The organism is Cupriavidus sp. BIS7 (assembly GCF_000292345.1).
GTDB lineage: Bacteria > Pseudomonadota > Gammaproteobacteria > Burkholderiales > Burkholderiaceae > Cupriavidus.
In genome coordinates this window covers 1-21,186 of record NZ_ALOU01000031.1, presented here as the reverse complement: position 1 = coordinate 21,186, position 21,186 = coordinate 1, and the positions used below count along the sequence as shown (strand labels likewise).

The 21,186-nt window shown below is 62.9% G+C and carries 19 protein-coding genes and 1 pseudogene; 9 read left to right on the top strand and 11 right to left on the bottom strand.

Translation table 11 applies throughout. From position 1 onward, the window contains the following. Positions 1–7: 7 nt before the first annotated feature. A complete protein-coding gene (locus tag B552_RS27440) occupies positions 8–535 on the bottom strand; it encodes a type IV pilin protein (RefSeq protein ID WP_035879734.1) in 528 nt (175 codons plus the stop codon). A 317-nt stretch (positions 536–852) separates the two neighbouring features. After that, positions 853–1,626 (bottom strand): DUF899 domain-containing protein, encoded by a 774-nt coding sequence (locus tag B552_RS0111535; protein ID WP_019449176.1) that lies wholly within the window; start codon positions 1,624–1,626, stop codon positions 853–855. Between the two features lie 87 nt (positions 1,627–1,713). On the opposite strand from B552_RS0111535, the gene B552_RS0111530 reads away from it, so the two are divergent. Beyond that, positions 1,714–2,934: a hypothetical protein gene (locus tag B552_RS0111530; protein ID WP_019449175.1), complete on the top strand. Its 1,221-nt coding sequence runs from the start codon at positions 1,714–1,716 to the stop codon at positions 2,932–2,934. A 36-nt stretch (positions 2,935–2,970) separates the two neighbouring features. After that, entirely contained in the window at positions 2,971–3,609 is a 639-nt protein-coding gene (locus B552_RS0111525; protein WP_019449174.1) for a DUF5074 domain-containing protein, read from the top strand. Between the two features lie 112 nt (positions 3,610–3,721). Here the strand turns inward: B552_RS0111525 and B552_RS0111520 are convergent, their stop codons facing one another. Together B552_RS0111520 and B552_RS0111515 are read right to left on the bottom strand one after the other, a co-directional pair. Next, entirely contained in the window at positions 3,722–4,066 is a 345-nt protein-coding gene (locus B552_RS0111520; protein WP_026035562.1) for a hypothetical protein, read from the bottom strand. A 253-nt stretch (positions 4,067–4,319) separates the two neighbouring features. After that, positions 4,320–4,616, bottom strand: a complete 297-nt coding sequence (locus B552_RS0111515; protein ID WP_019449172.1) for a DUF4148 domain-containing protein — start codon at positions 4,614–4,616, stop codon at positions 4,320–4,322. 463 nt (positions 4,617–5,079) lie between these two features. Between B552_RS0111515 and fur the strand changes: the two genes are divergently transcribed. Next, entirely contained in the window at positions 5,080–5,550 is a 471-nt protein-coding gene (fur, locus tag B552_RS0111510) for a ferric iron uptake transcriptional regulator (RefSeq protein WP_019449171.1), read from the top strand. A gap of 159 nt (positions 5,551–5,709) precedes the next feature. Then, on the top strand, positions 5,710–6,084 hold the full coding sequence (locus tag B552_RS0111505) for a hypothetical protein (protein WP_019449170.1): 375 nt from the start codon (positions 5,710–5,712) through the stop codon (positions 6,082–6,084). Between the two features lie 10 nt (positions 6,085–6,094). Here the strand turns inward: B552_RS0111505 and B552_RS0111500 are convergent, their stop codons facing one another. Then, complete coding sequence (locus B552_RS0111500; RefSeq protein ID WP_019449169.1) at positions 6,095–7,006, bottom strand: DMT family transporter; 912 nt, start codon at positions 7,004–7,006, stop codon at positions 6,095–6,097. A gap of 527 nt (positions 7,007–7,533) precedes the next feature. On the opposite strand from B552_RS0111500, the gene B552_RS0111495 reads away from it, so the two are divergent. Further along, a complete protein-coding gene (locus B552_RS0111495; RefSeq protein WP_026035561.1) occupies positions 7,534–7,869 on the top strand; it encodes a PadR family transcriptional regulator in 336 nt (111 codons plus the stop codon). Between the two features lie 116 nt (positions 7,870–7,985). Here B552_RS0111495 and B552_RS0111490 read toward each other — a convergent pair. Continuing rightward, a pseudogene (locus B552_RS0111490) lies at positions 7,986–9,320 on the bottom strand (EAL domain-containing protein); the annotation flags it as partial. Between the two features lie 390 nt (positions 9,321–9,710). On the opposite strand from B552_RS0111490, the gene B552_RS0111485 reads away from it, so the two are divergent. Further along, positions 9,711–11,696 carry a diguanylate cyclase gene (locus B552_RS0111485; RefSeq protein WP_026035560.1) on the top strand — a complete coding sequence of 662 codons (1,986 nt, stop codon included), beginning with the start codon at positions 9,711–9,713 and terminating at the stop codon, positions 11,694–11,696. Between the two features lie 53 nt (positions 11,697–11,749). Here B552_RS0111485 and B552_RS0111480 read toward each other — a convergent pair whose 3' ends face one another. Then, entirely contained in the window at positions 11,750–12,121 is a 372-nt protein-coding gene (locus B552_RS0111480) for a hypothetical protein (RefSeq protein WP_019449165.1), read from the bottom strand. A 216-nt stretch (positions 12,122–12,337) separates the two neighbouring features. Between B552_RS0111480 and B552_RS0111475 the strand changes: the two genes are divergently transcribed. Together B552_RS0111475 and fumC are read left to right on the top strand one after the other, a co-directional pair. After that, positions 12,338–12,688 (top strand): four-helix bundle copper-binding protein, encoded by a 351-nt coding sequence (locus B552_RS0111475; RefSeq protein ID WP_019449164.1) that lies wholly within the window; start codon positions 12,338–12,340, stop codon positions 12,686–12,688. A 172-nt stretch (positions 12,689–12,860) separates the two neighbouring features. Then, the gene (fumC, locus tag B552_RS0111470) at positions 12,861–14,264 is read left to right on the top strand and encodes a class II fumarate hydratase (protein ID WP_019449163.1); all 1,404 of its coding nucleotides are present in this window, start codon (positions 12,861–12,863) and stop codon (positions 14,262–14,264) included. A gap of 30 nt (positions 14,265–14,294) precedes the next feature. Here fumC and B552_RS28105 read toward each other — a convergent pair whose 3' ends face one another. Continuing rightward, positions 14,295–17,828 (bottom strand): PAS domain-containing protein, encoded by a 3,534-nt coding sequence (locus B552_RS28105; RefSeq protein ID WP_083860278.1) that lies wholly within the window; start codon positions 17,826–17,828, stop codon positions 14,295–14,297. Positions 17,829–18,046: 218 nt separating this feature from the next. Next, a complete protein-coding gene (locus B552_RS0111460) occupies positions 18,047–18,406 on the bottom strand; it encodes a hypothetical protein (protein WP_019449161.1) in 360 nt (119 codons plus the stop codon). A gap of 417 nt (positions 18,407–18,823) precedes the next feature. Between B552_RS0111460 and B552_RS0111455 the strand changes: the two genes are divergently transcribed. Beyond that, positions 18,824–19,480, top strand: coding sequence for a response regulator transcription factor (locus tag B552_RS0111455; RefSeq protein WP_019449160.1), 657 nt, complete (start codon positions 18,824–18,826; stop codon positions 19,478–19,480). A gap of 52 nt (positions 19,481–19,532) precedes the next feature. Here the strand turns inward: B552_RS0111455 and B552_RS0111450 are convergent, their stop codons facing one another. Further along, entirely contained in the window at positions 19,533–19,817 is a 285-nt protein-coding gene (locus tag B552_RS0111450; RefSeq protein WP_157160235.1) for a hypothetical protein, read from the bottom strand. Between the two features lie 326 nt (positions 19,818–20,143). Further along, positions 20,144–21,186, bottom strand: a 1,043-nt coding sequence (locus B552_RS0111445; protein ID WP_019449159.1) for a UxaA family hydrolase, incomplete at its 5' end; no start/stop codon positions are given.

Below are 21,186 nucleotides of genomic sequence, written 5' to 3'. Positions count from 1 at the left end.
CTCACACTCACCAGCAGTTTGTCAGGGGGCCAGGACCGCTGATGCCCTTGGTGCCGGTCTGATCGACGGTAAGGTTCTGACACTGCGTGTCACCAGCAAGCTGCGTCCCAAACGGTGTCGCCGTGACGGTATAGGTCGGCGGCGTTGCCGCGTTGTTGGCCGTGAGCGTGACGTTGTAGTGCTGCGAGACTGCTGCGGGGGCCGACGCACCCAATATCGTCATCGACGTCGCGTACTGGCGAGCATCGAGGTTGTATTGCTCTTGCTGGTTGGCAACGCCGAGTATGAAGCTCTGGGCAGCGGAACGATTGCTGCGGATGACGTATTGCGTATAGGAGGGATAAGCGATGGCTGCGAGTATCGCGACGATCGCGACCGTGATCATCAACTCGATCAGCGTGAACCCGTAAGTTCGTGGCGCGCGACGCAAGCGCGCCCGACGGCTCGCCATGTCCGCAGACCCAATACCCGATTTGACCCGAAACGGCAGGTTTCCCCCACTGCCGTGACGCCCTGCATGGGTTCTTTGCCCCATTTTCGAGCTCCGTATTCGTTATGTACCGGTTGACCAAACCGGCTGATATTGCGCGAAGTGTATGTCACAGAATTCGGCAAGGTCAAAGAAAATGCAGTGCACTGATCATCGCGTTGCGCACGCCAGACAACACGCGATGTATCAGTGTGGAAATCTTAAGTTGACCTTCACGAATATGCGCATTGATGTACACATGCCTCATATGTCTGCACGGTATGTAAGCGCATGAATGACGCATACATTCACGCACCTGGCCCGCTACGGTTGAATGCATCACACCATGATGGACAGCAGACTGGATATATCACGTCGTGATATCACGCCGGTACCGAATCCGCATACTCGTCGTGCCGCTTCCACCAGGTGCCCGTCTCGTTTCGTCCTCTCGGTGCGCGGTCGAGCCACTGGTACATGCCCCAGAGCCCATCGAGTCCGCGCGCGTAGGTCGAGTAGGTGTGATAGACCACGCCCTCCTCCAGCACGAATGCGCTCAGGCCCGGTCTGTCGCGCGAAAACGTGGCGGCATCGGTGCCGCATGTGGCCGCGAACTGCTTGACCGGCTCCGGCGGCTGATCCATGTCCAGCGCGTGCCCACGGCGTTCGTAGTTGTACTCGGCATCGCCCGCGCGCTGCTGCGCCTCTGTGATCGAGACATTGAAATCAAAATTGAAATCACTGCTGGCCGACGATGCCCAGGGGAAGGTCCAGCCCATCCTGCGCCGATAGGCCAACAGCTTGTCGAGCGGTGCGCGTGATACGGCCCAGAGCATGACGTCATGATTGGCCAGGTGGATGGCGAAGCCGTTGAAGCTGTCCGCGATCGACGAGCAGGACGGGCATCCGGCCTTGTAGTCCGGGCCGAACATGAAGTGATAGACGAGCAGTTGCGAGCGTCCGCTGAAGAGATCCGCCAGCGACACGCTGCCGCCCTCGGTATCGAACCGGTACGCCTTGTCCACGCGTACCCATGGCAACGCCTGCCGCCGGCGCGCCAGTTCATCACTGCGCCGCGTCAGTTCCTTTTCCGCGTTGAGCAGATCGAGCCGCGCCGCCAGCCACTGTTCGCGCGTCCCGGTGGAATGTGTAGTCATCGTCGCTCCTTCCGGTGAAGTGGGGTCCCTGTGCTAGATTAGCCGCGGCCTTCACACAGCGGGAGTGACAAAAATGGCGGGATTCGGATGGACTCGTTGATCACCGCCGCGGCGCTTGCGTTGGCGGCCGGTGACCCGCTTGGCGCGCTGAACCGGGTGGCCCTGCGCGACGATCCGCCCGCACTCGCGCTGCGCGGCATTGCCATGGCGCAGCTCGGCGATTTTGATCGCGCGAAGATACTTCTGCGCAGTGCCGCGCGGGGCTTCGGCGCCAGGGAAGCCGTGTCCCGGGCGCGATGCGTCGTCGCCGAAGCGGAGATCGCCCTTGCCTCGCGCGATCTGGGCTGGACTGGGAAAGCACTCGAAACAGCGCGTGCCACGCTGGACGCGCACGGCGATCACGTCAATGCCGCGCATGCGCGCTATCTCGAAGTCCGTCGCCTGTTGCTGATCGGCCAGCTCGATGCCGCCGAGCGTGCGCTTGACACGCTCGACCCTGCGCTGCTCCCGCCCGCCTTGCACGCCGCCCATGAACTGGTGGTCACCGGCATTGCGATGCGCAGGCTGCAGACAGCGGCCGCGCGCGCCTCGCTGGCCCGCGCCGGGCAAGCGGCGCGGCAAGCCGGCATTCCCGCGCTGCTTGCCGAAGTGGAAAGCGCGGCGATGCATCTCGACGCCCCGGCCGCACGCTGCATTGCACGTGGCCAGATGCGTGAGCTGCGGCTCGATGACGTGGAAGCGCTGCTGAGGTCGGACACGTTTGTCGTCGATGCATGCCGGCTGGCGGTATGCCACATGGGCACGGTGGTTCCGCTCTCCAGGCGCCCGGTACTGTTTGCGCTTGCCCGGACGCTTGCCGAAGCGTGGCCCGGCGACGTCCCGCGCAATACGCTGATTGCGCAGGCCTTCCGCACCCGGCATGCCGATGAAACGCTCCGCGCACGCCTGCGTGTAGAGATCGGTCGATTGCGCGCGATGCTGGGCGCGCTGGCCGGCGTACATGCAACGAAGCATGGGTTCGCGCTCGCCCCGCGGAATGGATGCGATGTGGCGGTACTGGCGCAGCCGGTCGAGGACGACAACGCAACGCTGCTCGCCTGTCTTGCGGATGGCCAGGCGTGGTCGAGTTCATCGCTGGCGCTTGCCCTCGGCGCCAGCCAGCGCTCCGTGCAGCGCGCGCTGGAGGCACTGGCCACTGCCGGCCGCGTCCAATCAATCGGACGCGGGCGCGTTCAGCGCTGGATCACCCCGCCGATGCCCGGAATCACGACAGCCTTGTTACTCCACGTTCCGCTGCCTGCCAACTAGCATGAAGTCCCACACTACGGACTACGGACGACCATCATGAAACGATCCAACGCAACAATCCTCCGCGAATTCGGCCCCTTCCCCGGGATCGAGCACGTGCACGGCGTCACCTATGACGGCACGCAGGTCTGGATGGCGGTCGGCAACAGCCTGGTTGCCCTGGACCCAGGCAACGGCAAGACGCTTCGATCGATCGATTTGCCGGCGCATGCGGGCACCGCTTTCGATGGCCAGTACATCTACCAAATCGGCGACGATCGCATCCGCAAGATCGACCCGCAGACGGGCCGCATCCTGGCCACCATTCCGGCGCCTGGCGGCGGTGGCGACTCGGGGTTGGCGTGGGCGGAGGGATCGCTCTGGGTGGGCCAGTACCGCGAGCGAAAGATCCATCAGATCGATCCGCAAACCGGCGCCATTCTGCGCACGATCGACTCGAACCGCTTTGTCACCGGCGTGACGTGGGTTGACGGGTCGCTATGGCACGGCGCAGGGGAAGGTGATGAAGGTGCGCTGCGGCGCATCGATGCCCAGACCGGCGAGGTGCTGGAACAGCTGGACATGCCGAAGGGTCTGGGAGTGTCAGGACTGGAGTCCGATGGTGGCGATCAGTTCTTCTGCGGCGGCGGCACCAGCGGCAAGCTGCGCGTGGTGCGGCGGCCTCCGCGCGACTAGTGTCGTCTGGCGGGGCCGTCGGATCGCAGTCCCCGGCGAGCCCCATCCGCGTGCTACGCGCGGATTGCGCATGCACGCGGCTTCAGACACTGCGGCTTGCACCGGCCGCATCCTAGTAGCTGTAGTACGGCTGCGGCGGCGCATAACGGACCGGCGCAGCGCCGCACGGTACATAGGCGCCGTCATAGCTGCGATAGCAGTAGCCCGGCGGCACCTGCGGCGCGGCGTAGGCAACGGGCTGGGGCGGCGGCGCATAGACCGGCGCCGGCGCGGCCACTACGGGCTGGCTGCTGGCTACCAGCGCGCCGATGGCGAGTCCTGCGACGGCCGCAACGGCCAGCGCAGCGCCCGCGGAATCGCCGCCGCGATAGTAGCGGTCATGGGCTGAGGCCGATCCCGCTACCAGCATGGCAGCGCTGAGAACGGCAATACCGGTATAGCGAATCGACTTGCGCATTTCGGACTCCTTGACGGCCAACGATTGGCCTTGCTTGTTGGAATCCATCATGGATGACAGTCGATTACAGTGGGTTACGCGATGGTGAGCAGATGTTAATGGCCGCAGGATTTGCGCTGTTGTGAAATCAGCCGTTGCAATTGCGGGAATCGCTGCAACATCCTGCCCCCCGCCCTGAACCGCCGCCACGCAGGCAGGCAAGTAGGGCGGGCTATCGGACTGGTGCTATCGGGTCGGTGCTATCGGGTCGGTGCTATTGCGCCGGCCTTGGCAACGCGGGGTTGGTGCCCTGCTGCGTTGCGCCGGCTTCCGCCTGATGCCGGGCCTCCAGCTTGCGCAACGATTGCTCGAGCGAGTTGGGGTAAGCCTCGTCGTTGATATCAAACCCGACAGCCTTCAGTTCCTGCAATTCCTTGAGGATTGACGCGCGGGTGACGGGAGGTGTGTCACTTGCCGTAGCCACCTGTGCGCTTGCGTAGCCGCAAACGGTGCTCAACGACAGGACGATGGCGCAGGTGCGGCACATCTTGAAGAAGGATCCGGATTCCATGTTGCTCTCCTGTTCTTGTGGATCGCTTCCTCATATTAGTCAGCAGACAGAAGAAATCTCTTGTAATGAGATCGATTCGCATTTACCATGCATTCACTGTCTGACGAACGGCACATCGCCGATACCGGACACCCAGATTGCAGGGCGCCTCTTGCAGGCAAGACCTGGTAACGCGGAAACAACGCGGCGCCCGTTACCGACTTTTGTGGGGACCGCTCCGAGACACGGAGCGTTTGGTAGTAGCCAGTTGCAGGAAGATCGGGAAAACATCCAGACCCCGTTTTCCCGATCGCGTCATCCAGCAACAAGCCAGGCCACCTTTTTATTCCGCGCGCCGGACAGGCACCGCGCGCCGCCCGGGACGATGCAGCATGAACGGCCCGGGCGTCTCCCGCCTGATCTAATCCGTTCCGTTGTTTTTGCACCTTCATTGCACCGCCCGCTGGGCGCAGGCTGCCTCACGATGAATTCCTACGCGAATGCCGATGCCGTGCCGCTCAGGCGTGCAGGCCTGAAGGCCACCTCACCGCGCCTGCACATACTGGAAGTGTTCCGCGGTAGCGAACGCCGCCACCTGAGCGCGGAGGACGTCTATCGGGCGATGCTGACGCTCGGCATCGACGCCGGCCTGTCCACGGTCTATCGCGTGTTGAACCAGCTAGTGCAGGCGGACATCCTGCTGCGCCACAGCTTCGAGTCGGATCACGCGGTATTCGAGCTTAACGAGGGTGGCCACCATGACCATCTGATCTGCCTGGAATGCGGCCGGGTGGAGGAGTTTCGCGACGAACGCATCGAGCAGCGTCAGATGCAGGTTGCGGCACGGAACGACTTCGTGCTGCGTGAGCACATGCTGGTGCTTTACGGGCTCTGCCCCGCATGTCGCCCGGCCCAGGAACCAGAGGTTGGCAGGGGGCTGCCAAGTGGTCGTTAGGTTACCGTTGCGTTGCCGTTAAGCTGCCGTTAAGAAGGCCGGTCGACCAGGACGCACATCGCTTACAGAAATGCTAATTCCCGTTACAAACGCGCGTGAATGGTAATACGCCACTTGGGTAGAGTGGAGGCGTAGTAGCTCACCCCTCTGGTGATAACCGTGAACAACAAGCGTCCTCTCTATCTTTCGATTCTCATCGCCGGCGCCGCCGCGCTGGCTGCATCCATGTCCGCGATGGCCCACGTCGATATCGACGTCAACCTTGGCGTTCCTGCGCCCGTGATGGTTGCCCCGGCACCGGTTGTGGTGGCTCCGCCGCCGCCCGCCTACGTGGTGGCGCCCCCGCCCGTGGTCTATCGCCCTGGCCCGCCCGTGGTGGTGGCAGCGCCCGCCGTTGTCGTTGGATGGCACGGCGACCGCTACTGGGACGGCCGCCGCTGGTATGACCGCCGCGACTATCACGCGTACCACGATCACGACCACGACCACGACCACCACCACGACCACGATCGCGACGACTACTACCGCCGCTGATCCACTCCGATCATGACCGGGCCACGGCCGGCGCCACCGCCGGCGTGGTCTGTCGCAGAACCAGCCAGACCGCGGCCCCGATCAGCAGCATGCCCACGGCGTGGGCCCACGACAGCGCCTCGCCCAGGAACAGCCATCCCCAGATAATGCCGAACGGCGGAATCAGGAAGGTCACGGTCAACGACCGCACCGGGCCAAGATCGGCGATCAGCCGGAAGTACAGCACATAGGCGATCGCCGTACAGAACATCCCAAGGCAGAGCATCGCCGTCCATACTCCCGCCCCGGCTGCAGGCAGCGTGTTTTCATGTAAAAGCGCGGCCACGCTGAACGGCAGCAGAAACAGCGTTGCACCGACCATGCTGCCACCGGCCACCAGCCGGTTATCCAGCCCGCCGCGCGCCGTGATCCACCGGCGCGTCAGGAACCCGGCCAGCCCGTAGCAGGACGTCGCCACCAGGCATGCCAGCGCACCGAACAGCACTTCGCGCGAAAACACCACAGGGCCCGTGCGCGTCAGCACCGCAACGCCGGCCAGCCCCATGACGACACCAGCGGCCTTTGTGCGGGTCAGCTTTTCGGCAAAGAACAACGCGCCGATCAGCACGCCCATCAACGGCGTCATGGCATTGAAGATCGCCGAGTAGCCGGCAGGCAGCCAGAGCGCAGCAATCGAGTACATCACGAAAGGGATGCCGGAGTTGATGATTCCGAGCACGATGACGGCGCGCCACTTGCCGTGCATCTCCCACTTGAGTCCAAGCATCGGCAGGCAGGCAGCAAGCGTCACTGCGCCAATCAGCACCCGAAAGAATGCCGTTGGCAGCGGCCCAAGCACCGGGGCACCAATACGGAGGAACAGGAAACTGGCGCCCCAGATGGCGGACAGCGTCAGCAGGCGAATCAGGTCAGCGGGTTTCATTGAGCGATTTGGAGCGATTGGAAGCAATGATCAAACCAAAAGACAATAGACTGTTGCCGCAATGCGACAAAATCGGCACTTTGGCGCATCGTCTCGTAGCGCCACCGGTCCATGGGATCGTATTAAAGCGCTGAAGCTGGCTGAAGGCGCGCTGATTTCGGACATACGCCTTCGCACGCCTAAATCATCGAACTGGCGCCCTAATTTGGTGAAAAAGCCACGATTGTTGCGCTTTCGCCGCTCAATGCTTTCGATTTGCTTTCGGAACCACCCCCCCGATGTAGGGGTAACTACCACAGCGCGTGACATCGCGTGTTCGATTCCATTAAAATCTGTCCTGCGCCAGAGTTAATTGACCCCTCCGACGCATTCCCGACAAGCCGCCAGGCATACCTGGCGGCTTCTTTTTTTTGGGCGTTACAGAAAGATGTATCGTATGTCACAGCGGGGCCGTCACGGCACTGGGCGTTCTGTGCACGTTGCGTTCCTGCGTCAACCGTCCGGCACTCTACCGCGTTGCCTGCGACATGAAACGACAGTTCCTAGGCTTGCTAGCCCGCGTCTACGTCATGCAATTCGCCATGGAGGTGCCCGCCACCGTGGCCATGCTTGCAGAAATGCTCATGGATTACGGATTCCAGGTAGACATCGGCTCCGTACGACCTCTGCTGCGCGCGCTGCAGATGGAGGGCTATCTCGAAAGCGTGCTGCGCGACGGCATCGGGCGGGTCTACCTGCTCACGGAACTGGGCCGCGAGGAGTTGGCAAACAGCCGCACGCGCATCGATGAGCTTTACCGCCGCCTGCACAATCCAGTGGCAGAGAGCATTACCATGACAGCGGCACCTGTCTCGAATACCTGAACCCCTCGCCCAAGATCACAGGAACCGGCACGCCGCCACAGCGGTCTGCCGGTTTTTTTTGCCCGGTTCCGTACCCGTTTCTGCGAGCGATCCGGACGCGCCCTGCGCATCACGGATCAGGCCGCCAGCTCAGCACTGTTGACCAGCCCCCGGTCCCCGCGAAGGATCTGCCGTAGCGCATCCAGGCCAACCGGCTGGCAGAACAGGTAGCCCTGCAAGGCATCGCAGCCAGCCCCGCGCAGAAAGTCGAACTGTGCCTTCGACTCCACGCCTTCAGCCACCACCTGCAAGTGCAGTTGATGCCCCAGCGTGATGATGGCCGCGGCCACCGCCCGGTCGTGCCCTGGCGCCGCGAGATCGTCGACAAACGACTTGTCGATCTTGAGCTTGCTGATCGGCAGCCGGGTCAGGTAGCCGAGCCCCGAGTAACCTGTGCCGAAGTCGTCGATCGACAAACCCACGCCAAGCTCGCGCACACGCCTGAACGTGTCGAGCGTGGTTTCGCCGCCGTCGACGAGGATGCCTTCCGTTACCTCGATCGTCAGGCTGGCGGCTGGCAGGCCCGATGTCTGGAGCGCCCGCGCCACGGTGTCCGGAAAATTCGCCTGGCGCAACTGCAGCGGCGAAACGTTGACGGCCACGTCGAAGTCGCACGCAAGCTCCCGGCGCAGCGACTGGATTTCGTGGCAGGCGGTGCTCAGGGTCCACTCGCCAAGCGCGCTGATCAGCCCGCTCTGCTCGGCAATCGGAATGAACTCGGACGGCTGCATCACGCCACGTTCCGGCGTTTCCCAGGCGATCAGGGCCTCCACGCCTAGTAGCGCCAGCGTCGACGCGTCGACGATAGGCTGGTAACGCAGCCGGAACTCGCGCTCCGCCAGCGCCCGCCGCAGCAACGCCTCGATCGTGAACCGCGTGCGCGATGCCACGGCCATCTCGCTGGCAAAGCGGCGCAGTTGTGCGCGCCCGCCGTGCTTGGCCGCGTACATCGCCGAATCGGCCGATTTCAGCAGGTCCGTCAGCGTGTCGGCATCCTGGGGAAAGATCGCCATGCCAAGCGAGGGCGTCACGCGCAGATGCTGGCCGGCAAGCGGAAGATCCTCGGAGACGCGCGCCAGGACCTTGGCGGCCACCAGTTCCGCCTCGCCGTCGTACCGGACGTCGCCCAGCACGACGGCGAACTCATCGCCGCCCATCCGCGCAACGATGTCGCGCGGCCGTACCGCGCCACGAATGCGGTCGGCGATCGTGCGCAGCACGTCGTCGCCTACCGGGTGGCCCAGTGTCTCGTTCAGATGCTTGAAATGGTCCAGATCGAGCAGCAGCAGTGCCACGCCACTGCTCCGCAGGCGTGCCTCGAGGAGCAGCGCCTCGCACCGCTCGTGCAGTTCCGCGCGATTGGGCAGCCCTGTCAGCGCGTCATGCTGGGCCATGTGTCGGATGTAGGCGTCGGCCAGCGTCGCCTGTTGCCGTGCCTCCCGGCGCTCGTGCCGGAGACGGCCCGCGAGCCAGGCCGCCAGCAATACGGCAGCCACGGCCACAAGCAGCGCGAGCCCGACGAGCGTTGACGAAAGCAGGTTCATGAACGGCTGAAGAGGATGCGGCATTGGAATGTCTGGCGCACTATACCGTGTGTGCTTACGCCCGCACAGTGCCTGCCCGCACGCGTCCACCGAAGTGACGCATCGGCTGTACCCTGTCAACCTGGAATCTTCGGGCTGTTCAAACGGGTGAGCCGTGGTAGCTTACGCTGGCCAATGGTCCGGGTTGTCAGATCAGACACAGGTGTATCCACCGGCAAAAATCCGGCCGCTGTCGCCGCGTCGATTCGTAACCGCCAAATGCCCCCGTTGCTGCCCTCGCTCAAAGTGCGCATCGCGCTGATCACCACGGTGCTTGCCGCCGTGCTTGGCGGTGGCATCGTTGTCGGCTCGCTCTACTTCGCGCACCGCGATCTCGAGGACGCGCTGCAGAACCAGCAGGATTCCATCGTAAAACTCTCTGCGGACCAGCTCGATACAGCCATGGAGGACCGTATCGAGCTGCTTGCACACCTGGCTCCCCAGCTACGCGACACGCTTGCGCACACCGATAGCACCCCGCACGAGGCCCTGCGCGCGGCAGTCCTGCAGGTGGTGAGCCGCACCATTCCGATACCGGAGGCATTCAACGCGGTCATGGTGACCGACGCGTCCGGGGCTGTTGTGACAACGGAAGGCAAGCCGATCGAGATCGGGGACCGCGCTTACTTCCGGGAGGCCATGCGCACGCGCAATGTCGTCGTGGCCGCACCGATCCGCGCGCGCACCGATGGATCGCTGGGCGTGCTGGTGGTGGCGCCTGTGCTGTCGCAAACGGGAGCCTTCCTTGGCATCGTGGGTGGCTGGCTCGACCTTGCCAGTTCCAACTTCCTGGTGGAGATCGGCAATAACCGGCTGGGCACTACGGGCTTTTATTGCCTGGCATCGGCTGGCCCCGAGCCACGCTATATCCAGCACCCGGACCCTGCCATGGCGCGGCAGCCTGCGCGCGCGGTCGGCGAGACCTGCGGCGCGGACGACCGTGGCGCGGCGCTGGAATTCCTCAACCCGAGCCGCCCGGTCATTGCCCGCCGCCTGATGGCGACCACGGGCTGGGAACTCGTGGCGGTACTGCCCGCGCAAGAGGCCTATGCGCCGCTGCGCCAGATGCAGCGCCGCTTCCTGATGATGTCCGCCATCGCGCTTGCTGTGGTAGCACTGCTGATATGGCTGGCGGTGCGCCACTTGCTGGCGCCGCTTTCCCGGCTGCATCAGGTGGTACGGGCCAGCACGGACGACGTTGACGCGTTCGAGCGCCTTCCGCAGCGCCCGCACCGTGACGAGATCGGCGATGTCACGCGCGCGTTTATCCGCCTGATGCGCGACGTCCGGCAGCGCGGGCAGCAGTTGGCGCGCAGCGAGCGCCGGTTGCGCGCGGTCACCGACACGCTGCCGTCCCTGCTGGCCTTCATCGACAACGAGGAACGCTACGTCTTTAACAACGTCGCGTACGAGCGGCTATTTGGCATGACCCCCGACGAGATCCGCGGCAAGACCGTGCGCGAGGTGCTGGGCGAGGAACGCTACGAACGCGCCAGGCCCTACCTGGAGCGCGCGCTTCGCGGCGAGGTGGTCAACTTCGAGGCCGAATTCCATTTCCCGCACCACCACTGGATGGAGATGAACTATCGCCCCGAGTGGAGTGAGGACGGCCGGCACGTGGTGGGCGTGCACATCCACGTTCAGGACATCACGCGGCGCAAGCTCGAAAACCTGCGCCTGTCCCATATTTCGCGCACCGACCATCTCACGCAGTTGCAAAACCGCGGCGCATTCGAGACCCAGCTGCAGGACGCCATGACACTGAGCCGCGCCGAGCATCGGCTGATGGCACTGCTCTACCTGGACATGGACCGGTTCAAGGCGGTCAACGACATCCACGGCCATGCCACGGGGGACTTGCTGCTGCAGGCGTTCGCGCTACGGCTGCGGCGCTGCGTGCGCGAGAGCGACCACGTCGCGCGGCTTGGCGGCGACGAATTCGCGGTGATTCTTGAAGACATCGGCAACCCGGCCGTTGCGCAGCGGATTGCCAGCGCGGTCCTGGAGTCTGTTGGCCGGCGCTTCTACTTCGACGGAATACTGGCCGACGTCGATGTCAGCATTGGCGTGGCGCTCTATCGCGGCGCGCCAATGAGCATGGAAGCGTTGATGCGGCAGGCCGACATGCTGCTGTATCGCGCCAAGTCCCTGGGCCGCGGCCGTTTTGAGATCGGCCCCTCCGAGTTGATGGAAGCCGAGACCTGACGCCACACTTTCGGCGCTGAAAGGCGCGCTGCCGCGCCCTTCTGGCCTGATCTTCAGTGCTTGGTGGATTCGTCCGATGCGTCGGACGCCAGCGGCGCGTCCGCGTCGAACGGCACGTGGCGGCCGTCGGCCGACTGGTAGCCGAGCTTCGCGTTCTCGCCCATCATCCGCTCGTAGGCCAGCATCGCCTCGGCCACGGCCTTCGATTCGCCCTTGAATACGACTACGTCATTGCCGCAGTTGGGGCACTGGCCGCCGAATACGGCATCGATACCGTGCAGGCCCGGGGCCGGAATGGCATCGAAGTTGGTGAACGAGGTCTTGCAGGCTCCGCAGACCAACTGTGCAGGCCGCAATGCGTCAATGCGCGCACGCGCCTGCTGCGCCCGTTCCTCGGGCGTCCCACGCCGTTTTGCCTCACCCATGATGCTGTCCTTTCTGACTACTGCTACCCGTGTTCATCTACTGCGGCGTTCTGCACGTTTCTTCAGCCAATTCCAAACTGCCGGAAGCCGTGACCGACGTTTGCCGCGCTGCAAAGGCGTGCCATTGTAGACCAGTCCACCGATCCGGCACGACCGCAATGCGCCTGCTATTGTGGATAACGGTATGCCTACCACCTACCCCCAAGGAGGACACCGATGATCAAACCCACCGTGCAGGAAAATTTCTCCCGTTACGCTGACTGTATCGCCGCTTGCAATGCCGCGGCGGCGGCCTGCCTCAAGTGTGCCGCCGCCTGCCTGGAAGAGCCAGACACCAGGAGACTGGCGCGGTGCATTGCGCTGGACATGGACTGCGCCGGCATCGCCAGCCTGGCCGCGTCCTACATGCTGCGCAACAGCGAATTCGCGCCACTGGTCTGCGAAGACTGTGCCGAGGTATGCAAATGGTGCAAGGAGGAATGCGAACACCATGACCACTGGCATTGTCAGGAATGTGCCAAGGCCTGCGCAGCCTGCATGGAGATGTGCCTGAAGATGACCGCCTGACCGCACCCGTAGCAACCGGACCAGGCAACCGCTGCCAGCGTGCGTCATGCACACGCTGGCGGCAGGGCTTCGCCCCGCGATTGCCCCGTATGCAGCAGATGCCACCCCGGGCGGCTATCCTTGTAGATCCTGCTCTGATCCTGCTGTGATCTCTTTCTGAAGGAGTCCGTCCATGTCCGAGAAGTCGTCCGCCACACGCATCGAGAAAGACAGTCTGGGAGACGTTGCCGTCCCCGCAGAACATCTCTGGGGTGCCCAGACCGAGCGGTCGCGCCAGAACTTTCGTATCGGCAGCGAGAAGATGCCGCCCGCGCTTATCGAAGCATTCGCGGTGCTGAAGCTGTGCGCCGCGCGCGCCAACCGCGAACTGGGCGTGCTCAAGCCTGAGCTGGCCGATGCCATCGAAAAGGCCGCCGAGGAAGTGATCGCCGGAAAGTGGCCCGGCGAATTCCCGCTGTCGGTCTGGCAGACCGGTTCCGGCACGCAGACCAACATGAACCTGAACGAGGTGATTGCGAACCGCGCCATCCAGATCCTGGGCGGCGAAGTGGGCAGCAAGAAGCCGGTTCATCCGAACGACCACGTCAACTGCAGCCAGTCTTCGAACGACAGCTTCCCCACCGCGATGCACATCGCCGCCACGCGTGCGATCCAGCAGACGCTGCTGCCCTCGCTGGAGAAGCTTCAACAGACCTTTGCGAAGAAGGTGGAAGCGTTCGACGACATCGTCAAGGTCGGCCGTACCCACTTGCAGGATGCCGTGCCACTGACGCTGGGCCAGGAGTTCTCCGGCTACATGACGCAGGTGGCCGATGCCCAGTCGCGGCTGCAGCAGGCCATGCTGCGCGCAATGCCGGTGGCGCAGGGCGGTACAGCCGTCGGCACGGGACTCAACGCGCCTCCGGGATTCGCCGCCGCATTCGCACGCGCACTGGCCGCCTACACGGGCCTGCCGTTCGAGGCGGCACCCAATCGCTACGCGCTACAGGCCGCGCACGATGCGCTGGCAGACCTGTCCGGCGCACTGAATACCACTGCGTCGTCGTTCCTGAAGATCGCCCGCGACTTCATGCTGCTCGGCTCCGGCCCGCGCGCAGGCTTTGCCGAACTGCAACTGCCCGCCAACGAGCCCGGTTCGTCGATCATGCCGGGCAAGGTCAACCCGACCCAGGCCGAAGCGCTGGCCATGGTCTGTTGCCGCGTGATTGGCAACCACACGGCCGTCACGCTGGCAAACGGCCTTGGCACGCTGGAACTCAACGCGTACAAGCCAGTGATCATCTACAGCCTGATGCAATCCGTGACGCTGCTGGCCAATGCCGCATCGAGCTTCGCCGAACACATGGTCGAAGGCGTCGAGCCCGATCGTGCACGGATTCAGGAACTGCTCGAACGTTCGCTGATGTCCGTGACCGCGCTCAATCCGCATATCGGCTACGACAAGGCCGCCGAGATCGCCAAGCTCGCGGTGAAGAAAAACCTGTCGCTGCGCGAGGCAGCCATCGCCTCGGGCCATTTGACCAACGAGCAGTTCGACCAGTGGATCGACTTCAAGGCCATGACGAAGGAGGTCTGAGGCGGTTTTTTGGAACGTGACAAATCCAGCTCAACCGAACTGATCAGGCTCCGGCGTTCCCTGCCCATGGACATCGCCGGGCATGGCCTGATCGGGGGACTCGCCTGTCACGACGTTCGGTTTCTTTGCGTGCAGCACGGTGTCAATGGCTTCCTGCAGCGACGCGAGTGCGACAGGCTTGATCAGGCATGCGTTCATGCCCACTTCCATGCACAGCGCGTGCTCCTCGCGCACGATTGATGCGGTGAGGCCCACCACGGGCGTCACCCGCACGCGCGGATTCTGGCTGGCCCGGATCGCTCGCGTCAGGTCGAAGCCATTCATCTCCGGCATATGGCAATCGGTCAGCACGAGATCGTAGGCGCTGGCCTCCAGCGCTGACAACGCCTCGCGCCCGTTAGCATAGGTCGTGATGTGACAACCGAGCAGACGAAGTTGCCGCCGAATGACCTCACGGTTGATTGGATGGTCCTCCACGACCAACACGGTGCTGCCCTGGAGCGCGGCATCCATGCGCGCCACCTCGAACGTCTCAGCCGACGGAGGTATCTCGACCGTGGCCGGCCCGCAAAGTGCCTGCAGCGCGCCAACGAACGCGGTCCAGCGTAGCGGGTTTCTGCTGAGCCACACCCGCTGGCCGTCGACACGGAACCCCAGCGGTTCGAGCCCGTCGGTCAGGAAGATCATGGACGGAAACGATGCCGTGGGAGGTGAACTGTCGACATCCACAATGTGGATGCAGTCCTCCGCCAACATGTCACCAACTTCCAGGCAGCGCATGCCTGCCGCTTGCCCATAGGCCACCAGGCTCGCGTGTCTACCCTGCTCAGCGACATGCAAGCAAAGCGCCCGGTCCTCCAGCATCGGCAGCTTGTACCGCATCTGAATGATCTCGCATGGCACCTGCAATCTCACGATTGTGCCGGCGCCCTCCTGGCTTTGCAGGGCAACCTCGCCATCCATGAGTTCGGCGAGCCTCTTCACGATCGAGAGGCCCAGCCCCGTACCGCCGAATCGCCGTGCAGCGCTTTGCTCGCTCTGCACGAATGGCGCAAACAGCCGCTGCATATCCTCGCGGGAAATACCAATGCCAGTGTCCTCGATAGCGATTGCGAGAATGCCCCGGTCGCCCGCATCGGCCTCGAACGTGGCACGCAGCAACACACTGCCACGATCTGTGAATTTGACCGCATTGCCAAGCAGGTTGAACAGAATCTGCCGCAGGCGGATGCCATCGGCGCGCACGGTGGCCGGTACTTGAGCGCTGATATTCTGTTTCATGAGCAAGCCCTTCCGGTAGGCCTGCGGCAACAACGCACTCAGCACACCATCGCACAACATCCGGATATCCAGGGGTACGGGCGAAATCGCCAGCCGTCCTGCATCGAGCTTGGCATAGTCGAGAATATCGTCCAGGATCTGGGCCAGTGCCCGGCCTGACTCTCTTGCCAGCTCGACCATGCGGTGCTGCTCTGTTGTCAGCGATGACTTCTGCAGCAGCTCAATCATCCCCAACACACCGCTCATGGGCGTACGGATTTCATGGCTCATGACTGCAACGAAATCTGTCTTCATCCGGGCGGCGGCTTCTGCGGCCTCCTTCGCCGCGTGGATCGCCTGCTCGGCGGATTTCCGCAGGGTGATGTCCTCAAACGTGCCAAGCAACAGTGTCGTGGCGCCGTTCTGGAACAGCGACTGGTGTACCGATGCGTCCCACATCGCGCCGTTCGGTCTCTGATAGCGCCATTCGAAGCGCTTGCGACGATCGTCGAACGGTGCGCGCAGTGTCTGCCAGTAAAGCGCAATCGACTCACTCCCGTCATGCTGACAAGGCGGAGACATGTCCGCTCCGGTCTTGCCGACCAGTTCGGCCTTGTCCCTGAACCCAAAAATCTCGACTGCCGCCGCATTGCAGTCCAGAATTCTCCCGCTTGCAGGGTCGCCCACCACGATCGGCACATGGGATTCCTGGAACAGCACCCTGTTATAGGCTTCGCTGTCGCGCAGCGCCTGTTCGGTGGCCTTGCGCTCGGTCACATCATTCGCAATCCCGCATAAGGCGTAGGCATTGCCGCTTTCGTCGAGCAGCGGGAACTTGATGGTCGATACGATGGGCGTCGCTCCCGCCGTGGGCATGGTTTCCTCGAACTGCTGCACGGAGCACGTCGCAATTACCTCGGTATCGATAGCGCGATACTGCTGCGCGACTTCGGAAGGAAATAGTTCGTCGTCCGTCTTGCCAACGGTTCCGCCGTCCGCTTGTCCCAGCAACCGGTCACAGGCCCGGTTGGTCAGCATGTATTCGCCGTCCAGATCCTTGACATACACCGCCGCCGGACACTCGTCGAGGACGTCATGCAAAAGCTGCTGCGTGCGCCGCTGCGCGGTGACATCCTGGTAGTAACCGCTCACAGTAAGCTCGCCTTGCGGCGAAGGCGCCGCCGCATAGGCTGTCGAGTAGACCAGGCGCGTCTCGCCACCCACTATGACCCTGTTGACCGATTCCATCGAAACGCCCACCCGCCCCGCCGCGGTATGCGCCATCAACTCGGCGACGCTCTGCTGCGCCTGCTCGATATCAACGGGATGGACATTGCGCCAGCGGGTGGCCGAATCTGCCATCAGTTCATCCACCGAGACTCCCAGGATCTCCACAGCGCGACTGCCGACAAAGTTATACCGGTACTGTCCGTCCGGGCCAACCCGCGCCTGAAAGACCGCCAACGGCAATGCGTTGGACATGTCCTCGAGTTGCTTGACTCGCGCCTGAATCTCGTCGGACATCGCGCGCAGCGCGGTCTGCATTTTCGTGAGGCTCTCCAGCAATCGTCCGAACTCGCTCTCACCGGCAGGGGGCAGGCTCGTCGTGAAATCTCCTTCCGCAATGGCATGCGCGGCGGCAATAGCGGCGCCAAGCGGCCGGGTGATCGAGCGCATCAGCATCAGTGCGGCTCCGACCGCAAACAATGCGGTGCAAGCGAGTGTGGCAATCATCAGTAAGCGGTACTGTGAATACGCCTGGTCGGCCGCCTCGTAAAGCGTGCGCGCAACCCGCGCCTGCAGATCAATCAGCGCATTCATGTCGGCATGGAACGCCTCGAAGGAATTGTCCATGCCGGTCGCCAACATGGCCGCAAGGCCTGCGGATTTGCCGCCCTGCCGGTACGCGTCGATCACCGCGCTGCGCGCCTTGGCAAGCCGCTGCCGATGCATCTCTGCGGTCTTGACCAACTGCGTTTCCTCGGTAGTCATGCGCGAGCGCAGGTAGCCCTGCCAGGCCTGTTCACGCTCCGCTTCGAGCCGCTCTACCTCATCCAGCCCGTGCAGCATTGCCTCGTGCGTGGAAGCATCCTGGGCCAAATCGAACTGCCGGCTGATCGACAGCGTGTCATAGAGCACGCTGGCCAGTTGAACCAGCGCGACCGTCCGGTCCTGATAGACCGTCTCCAGCCGCCCCTTTTCTGCCGCCATGCCATTCAGGCCGAGCCATCCAACCGTGACCGCCACGAGCGACAGGATGCCCACCAGTATCCCGAGTCGCGTCCCCACTTTGAGTCTGCTCACGTCGATACTCCTTTGCGATGGCTGGCCGGTCCCGGGTCATTGCACAGGCTCCGCGCGATCATTACAACGATTGCATGCAGGGGCTCGCAGGCGGGGGAGCGTCGTTTCGAAGTTACGTGGAGTCTGGCAAAACCCTCTGGGAGACTATGCGTGGCATCTGCAGTGATGCCTCACCCCGATGACCTGTAATCAAGCGGACGGCAATAGTACTTCCGCTCCTATTTGCCATTTGCGCCGAAGGTAGCAATCAGCCAATCGTACATGCCAAGCACATCGCGTGCCCCGTGTTGAATCCCGGATTGGTCTCCAGTGGACACGGCCGTGTGGAATGTCTCCATTATTTGATTGATTTCCTTGCTTTCCAGCAGCAACAGACACCCCTCCGCCCGATGACACCACTCCAGTAGCGTTTCGCGCACCCCGAGTTCCAGGTACTGGCAAAGCATATCCCGGTCCTCCGTGAATCCCTGCAGATAGATCTTTCGCATCTCATCGTCGACGCGCAAGCACTCCTCGGAAACGTGAGATAGCAGCAACGCGAGGTCGGATCCAGCGGAGCGGTTGTCTTCATCAGGCATGGCCTTCTCGTGACTTAGCCAAAATCATGACGGCAGAGCGAAAGAGATGTCTTCTGGGGTCCGAAATGAACTGGTGGATCTGGAGAGTCACCCACGAAGTCTGCGAGTGGTTTCGCACAAGGGGGTATCGCGGCGCAACGGGGCGTTAAAGTCTATCGCGAGCATCAACGCCACGCCATAGGCGGCCTAAGCGAATGTGCTGACAAGTACGCAGCGTGTCCGATTGGACACCACTTGAATTCCATGGCAAATCGGGCACAAGCGCTGAACCGGGGACTTGGGACGTTCAAAAATAGCGCCGCGTACCGCACAGTGGATGCCGGTCTTGGCCTATGCTACAGGGAGCATCCTGGCTGGCAAAAGGTGCCGGCCTTCATCATGTGGAAGTAGGCCGATCGCCATAGCGCTGTCACTGCGATGAAGACAAGACCCGCGGTTCTGATAGCAGACGACCACCCCGTGGTACTGGCTGGTCTTGACCTGCATTTGCAGCGGGAGAATTTTGACGTCATCGTCAAGGCAACGAATGTCGAAGAATTGATCTCCGGACTGCAGAGGCCGGAGTTGGACATTGTTATCACTGACTACAGTTTTGGCGGCGAAGGAGACGGCCTTCGGATGATCGAACGGGTACGCCGGCTGAGGCCGGAGATCAAGATCATCGTATTTTCACGTGTACGGCCTGTGGGCCATGCGCGCCAATTGATGGCAGCCGGAGCGGATGCTTTCGTCTCCAAGACGGTTGGCCTGGGCTTTGTGACGATAGCCTGCAATACGGTACAAAGGGGGGCCAGATACATTGACCCTTCGACGGAGAAGCTGCTTCAGGCCACGTCCGAGGGAAAGAGCGATACCGACGTCAATTCCCCAGGATTCCCGGAGACGCGTCTGAGTGCGCGCGAGCACGAAGTGCTTCGTCTACTGGCACAGGGCCTTAGCATCCGGGAAATCGCGCAGCGCTTCCAGCGCAGTGCCAAGACGGTCAGCGTGCAGAAGTGTGCTGCCATGAGCAAACTCGGACTGAGCAACGAGATAGAACTCGCACTGTATTTGAGCAAGCTGGAGGAGCAATAAGCGACAGGCCAGGCGACGCTACGCGCGACGTCGCTGGTGCGGATGCCCGAGTCTAGATCCAGGACGCCGCAATATCCCGACGAACCGCCCTGCGGCGCGCGCGATGCCGTTTCGCAATCTCGGCTTTCGACAGCGCAGCGGGCTTGATCGCGTCACGCCCCCGTCCAAGTTGCCACAGCGCTTCCTTGTGTCGCCCGGTCGTGTACCCCGCAATATGGACGTCGGCGGGAGAATGTGCCCGCAACTCGACACCGATGTAGTTTCGGCTCAGGCCAGTAAGCTCGGCCAGTTGACGGCACGAGAGAGGAAAATCGTGCGCCAGGACGTTACGAATCATGTTCCACGTCAAGGAGCCCAATACGTTAGTCCGAACATTGCGACGGGGTAATCCCAGGAAATTCGCCATGCTCAATATGGCACTTTCGGTGCGGGCGGGCAGTTCATGCTTCCACATCCGAATGGGGAGCACCCCAGACCAATGGTCAGATAAAAGTGCAACCTCCTTATCTGACCAGGCGTTTGGCCGATTGCTTGAGCGCTGACTCACGGATTCTTTCACGTGCACAGGAAATAAAAATTCCAAGGATGTTCGAAGCCATGACGGCGCGGCAGGCACGCCAGTCGAATTCGGAGAGCCGCAAAATCTTCGGCAATCGGAGTAAATCAGGTCACCGGCGCCGGGTTGAACAGCGCCAGCGAGTTGTGAAGCTGGTGATGTTCGGCCCAGGTTTTCTTGCGGCCGCTGGCCACGTCGATCATCAGGCGGAACAGCTCCCAGCCCACGTCCTCGATCGTCGCTTCGCCCGTGGCGATACGGCCCGCGTTCACGTCCATCAGGTCATGCCAGCGGCGCGCCAGGTCGCTGCGCGTGGCCACCTTGATCACGGGCACTTCGGCCAGGCCATAAGGCGTGCCGCGGCCCGTGGTGAACACGTGCAGGTTCATGCCGGCGGCTAGCTGCAGCGTGCCGCAGATAAAGTCGCTGGCCGGCGTGGCAGCGTAGATCAAACCCTTCTGCCTGACTTTCTCGCCCGGCGACACCACGCCGGTGATCGGCGCGCTGCCCGACTTCACAATCGAACCCATGGCCTTTTCCACGATGTTCGACAAGCCGCCCTTCTTGTTGCCCGGCGTGGTATTGGCGCTGCGGTCGACGCGGCCGCGGTCGAGATAGCGGTCGTACCAGTCCATCTCGCGGATCATGGCCTCGGCCACTTCCGGCGTGGCGGCGCGCGCCGTAAGCTGGTCGATGCCATCGCGAACCTCGGTCACTTCCGAGAACATCACCGTGGCACCCGCGCGCACCAGCAGGTCCGTGGCGAAGCCAACCGCCGGATTGGCGGTCACGCCGGAAAACGCATCGCTACCGCCGCATTGCACCCCCACCACAAGCTCGGAAACCGGCACGGTTTCGCGCTTGCGGGCATTGAGCGTTGCCAGATGGGTCTCGGCCATCGTCATGATCGATTCGATCATCGACGCAAAGCCCACGTGCTTGTCGTCCTGCAGGCAGACCACGCCCACCTGTACCTCGCCCGCGCCGGTCTGGATCGGGATCGTGCCCGGCGGCATCAGGCGTTCGGGCTGCAGTTTCTCGCAGCCCAGGCTGACCATCATCGCGGTGCCGCCGAAGTTCGGGTTCAGCGCGATATTGCGCAGCGTACGGATCGGCACGATCGCATCGGGCGCATCGATCGCCACGCCAC

Coding starts and splice junctions, on each gene's coding strand:
- B552_RS27440 (WP_035879734.1), bottom strand. CDS start 535: ATGGGGCAAAGAACCCATGCAGGGCGTCACGGCAGTGGGGGAAACCTG.
- B552_RS0111535 (WP_019449176.1), bottom strand. CDS start 1,626: ATGACTACACATTCCACCGGGACGCGCGAACAGTGGCTGGCGGCGCGG.
- B552_RS0111530 (WP_019449175.1), top strand. CDS start 1,714: ATGGACTCGTTGATCACCGCCGCGGCGCTTGCGTTGGCGGCCGGTGAC.
- B552_RS0111525 (WP_019449174.1), top strand. CDS start 2,971: ATGAAACGATCCAACGCAACAATCCTCCGCGAATTCGGCCCCTTCCCC.
- B552_RS0111520 (WP_026035562.1), bottom strand. CDS start 4,066: ATGCGCAAGTCGATTCGCTATACCGGTATTGCCGTTCTCAGCGCTGCC.
- B552_RS0111515 (WP_019449172.1), bottom strand. CDS start 4,616: ATGGAATCCGGATCCTTCTTCAAGATGTGCCGCACCTGCGCCATCGTC.
- fur (WP_019449171.1), top strand. CDS start 5,080: ATGAATTCCTACGCGAATGCCGATGCCGTGCCGCTCAGGCGTGCAGGC.
- B552_RS0111500 (WP_019449169.1), bottom strand. CDS start 7,006: ATGAAACCCGCTGACCTGATTCGCCTGCTGACGCTGTCCGCCATCTGG.
- B552_RS0111495 (WP_026035561.1), top strand. CDS start 7,534: ATGAAACGACAGTTCCTAGGCTTGCTAGCCCGCGTCTACGTCATGCAA.
- B552_RS0111485 (WP_026035560.1), top strand. CDS start 9,711: ATGCCCCCGTTGCTGCCCTCGCTCAAAGTGCGCATCGCGCTGATCACC.
- B552_RS0111480 (WP_019449165.1), bottom strand. CDS start 12,121: ATGGGTGAGGCAAAACGGCGTGGGACGCCCGAGGAACGGGCGCAGCAG.
- B552_RS0111475 (WP_019449164.1), top strand. CDS start 12,338: ATGATCAAACCCACCGTGCAGGAAAATTTCTCCCGTTACGCTGACTGT.
- fumC (WP_019449163.1), top strand. CDS start 12,861: ATGTCCGAGAAGTCGTCCGCCACACGCATCGAGAAAGACAGTCTGGGA.
- B552_RS0111460 (WP_019449161.1), bottom strand. CDS start 18,406: ATGCCTGATGAAGACAACCGCTCCGCTGGATCCGACCTCGCGTTGCTG.
- B552_RS0111455 (WP_019449160.1), top strand. CDS start 18,824: ATGAAGACAAGACCCGCGGTTCTGATAGCAGACGACCACCCCGTGGTA.
- B552_RS0111450 (WP_157160235.1), bottom strand. CDS start 19,817: ATGATTCGTAACGTCCTGGCGCACGATTTTCCTCTCTCGTGCCGTCAA.